Annotated in this window: 2 protein-coding genes; both read right to left on the bottom strand. The window is 69.7% G+C overall.

Annotated elements, in window-relative coordinates; translation table 11 throughout:
- The coding region (locus tag AC2VOK_RS09155) for a DUF4333 domain-containing protein (protein WP_428900192.1) at positions 1 to 675 on the bottom strand (675 nt) is incomplete at its 3' end.
- Between the two features lie 65 nt (positions 676 to 740).
- On the bottom strand, positions 741 to 3,431 hold a 2,691-nt coding region (locus AC2VOK_RS09150), incomplete at its 5' end, for a DEAD/DEAH box helicase (protein WP_428900191.1).

Raw genomic sequence — 3,431 nt, 5'->3', positions numbered from 1 at the left:
GTCGAAACTGGCGCCTTTCTTGACGGTCGGGTCCGCCCCGTTGTTGCACTTCACGTCTTTGACGTTGCGGGCGCCGTAGCCGTTGGTCTCATCCGACAGGATCTGCTGGACGCCGGTCTGGGCCTTCTTGATGTCCAGCTTGGTGGTGACGAAGAAGCCGGGCTCCCAAAAGCCCAGCACCAGCACGGCGGCGAGGAGCAGGAAGGCGATCACCCCGACCACCCCCGCGATCAGCGTGGTCGAGCGCTTCTTGCCCGGTTGCTCGTAGGGCGGGTACTGCTGCGGGTACTGACCCGGCGGACCGTACTGACCCGGCTGGGCGTACTGACCCGGCTGGCCGTACTGGCCCGGCTGGCCGTACTGGCCCGGCTGGCCGTACTGACCCGGCTGGCCGTACTGACCCGGCTGGCCGTACTGACCGTACTGGGGGGTTTGCCCACCGTACTGCTGCTCAGGCTGCCCGTAGCCGGGCTGCTGCGGGTAGCCTTGCTCCCCCTGCTGCTGGTACGGCGAATACCCGGGGGGCGGCGTATAAGCCGGCGCCTGCCACCCCGCATCCTGGTCCGGCTGCTGCTGCCAGGGCGATCCTGCCTGAGCCGGTTCCGAGGACTGGTCGCCACTGTGACCGGGCGGTTGCCACTGCTGGTCCGGCTCCGATCCCTGCGGTCCGCTCATCGTTTCTCCTCAGCCCCTTGACGTCTTGGCTTTTCGTTACGGTCTCACCGTAGCTCCGGCACAGCCTACCCGGCGTCAACAGCGACGACGCCGCGCCGAACGTCGTCGATGGCGCGCTTGGCGGCGGCCCGTAGTCCGGCATCGGGGGTCGCGTTGCGCACCTGGTCCAGCAGATCGAGCACCTGCCGGCACCAGCGCACGAAGTCTCCCGCCAGCAACGGCGAACCGGTTCCCGCCGAGGCATGGGCGTCGGCGTCGGCCAGCGCCGCCGTCAGATCACCGGTCCGCGCCCAGCGATAGATGACATTGACGAAGCCGTCGTCGGGCTCGCGGCTCGGGGCGATCCGATGTGCCTGCTCGTCGGCACGGAGTGCGGTGGACATCCGGGATGTCTGCTGCAGCGCCTGCCGCAAGCGCTGGGTGGGCACCTCGGCGGCGGACAAGGAGCCGGGCGCGTCGCCGCCCCGAGTCTCGTAGAGCACCGTGGAGACGACCGCCGCCAACTCGGCGGGCTTCAATCCGGCCCATGCATCCGTGCGCAGGCATTCGGCCACCAGCAGGTCGCTCTCACTGTAGATGCGGGCCAGCAGCCGGCCGTCGTCTGTGACGTGGGGATCGGCCGCCGGGCCCTCGATGAACCCACGCTCGGTGAGCAGCCCGACGATGCGGTCGAAAGTGCGCGCCAGCGAGTTCGTCGCCGCGGCGACCTTCTTTTCCAGCTGCGCGTTGTCCCGCTCGACACGCAGGTAGCGCTCGGCCTGACGGACCTGCGCTTCGAGGCCGAGACTGTTGTGCGCCGGATGCCGACGCAACTCGGCCCGCAACTCCGCGAGCTCCGGATTGTGGAACTCGCCGTCGCTGTCGCCGCCGGAACCGCGCCCACCGGGGCGCTCGGACGGAACGGCCAACCCGGCCACGGCCGACCGCAGCGCCGATGCCAGGTCTCGCCTCACGCGCGGCTGCCGGTGTTCGACGCGCTTCGGCAAGGACATCGACCCCAACGGGCCCGGCGCACCCGAATAGTCCGCCGAGGAGATCCGTCCCGCCCACCGGTGTTCGGTCAGCACCAGGGGCCGCGGATCGTCGCTGTCACGGGCCGACTCGAGCACGACTGCCAGCCCGCCCCGCCGGCCGTGGGTCATGTTGATGATGTCGCCTTTGCGCAGCGCGGCCAGCGCGTCGCTGGCCGCCTGCCGGCGTTGCAGCCGGGAGGCGCGCGATTGTGCGCGCTCCGATTCGGTGATCCGCGCGCGCAGCCGGGCGTAGCCCAGGATCGGCGCCTCCGGCCCGCCCAGTTCGGCGGCGATCTCGTCGAGCAGCGTGTTGCCCCGCTCGATGCCGCGGACCAGGCCGACGACCGACCGGTCGGCCTGGTACTGGGCAAAGGACTGCTCGAGCAGTTGGTGCGCCTGTTCCGGGCCCATGTACTGCACCAGGTTGATCGTCATGTTGTAGGACGGCACGAACGAACTGCGCAGCGGGAAGGTGCGTGTCGACGCCAGGCCGGCCACCGCCGACGGTTCGGTGGTCTCCTCGCTGGGCTGCCAGAGCACCACCGCGTGACCCTCGACGTCGATGCCGCGCCTGCCGGCGCGCCCGGTCAGCTGCGTGTACTCCCCCGGCGTCAGCGGCACGTGCTGTTCGCCATTGAATTTCACCAACCGCTCCAGCACGACGGTGCGAGCAGGCATGTTGATGCCCAGCGCCAGTGTCTCGGTGGCGAACACCGCTTTGACCAGGCCGGCGGCGAACAACTCCTCGACGGTGTGCCGGAAGGCCGGCAGCATGCCGGCGTGGTGGGCCGCCAGGCCGCGAAGCAGCCCCTCGCGCCACTCGTAGTAGCCGAGCACGGGCAGGTCGGCATCGGCGAGATCACCGCACCGGTGGTCGATCACTTCGGCGATCTGCGCGCGCTCCTCCTGGCTGGTCAGCTGCAACGGCGAACGCAGGCACTGGTGGACTGCAGCGTCGCAACCCGCCCGCGAGAAGATGAACGTGATCGCCGGCAACAGGCCCTCGGAGTCCAGGGTCGCGATCACGTCAGGTCGGGCGGGCGGGCGGTAGAACCGCGGTCTGCCTGCCGGGCGTCCGGAGCCGTGCCGTCGGGGACCCCGCCAGTCCGATATCCGGTCCGCCTCCCGGCGGTGCGCGATGTGACGCAGTAGGTCCGGGTTGACACGCGGCTCGCGGTTGCCGTCCGGGCGTTCGTCGGCCTCCGAACCGCGATAGTCGAACAGGTCGTAGAGACGTTTGCCCACCAGGACGTGCTGCCACAACGGCACCGGTCGGTGCTCGTCGACCACCACCGTCGTGTCGCCCCGCACCGTCTGGATCCAGCCACCGAACTCCTCGGCGTTGCTCACCGTCGCCGACAGGCTGACCAGCCGCACCTCGTCGGGCAGGTGCAGGATGACCTCCTCCCACACCGGACCGCGCATCCGGTCGGCGAGGAAGTGCACCTCGTCCATGACGACGTAGGAAAGCCCATGCAGGGCAGGCGAATCCGCATAGAGCATGTTGCGCAGCACTTCGGTGGTCATCACCACCACCGGCGCGTCGGCGTTCACCGACAGGTCACCGGTCAGCAGGCCGATGCGGTCGCGGCCGTAGCGCACGGTCAAATCGGTGTGCTTCTGATTGCTCAAGGCCTTGAGGGGCGTGGTGTAGAAGCACTTGCCGCCGGCCGCCAGCGCCAGGTGCACGGCGAACTCGCCGACCACCGTCTTGCCGGCGCCGGTCGGCGCGCAGACCAGCAC

The organism is Mycobacterium sp. TH-M116 (genome assembly GCF_057473685.1).
Note: the sequence above shows the minus strand (reverse complement) of the source record. Positions and strands in the feature narration are given on the sequence as shown.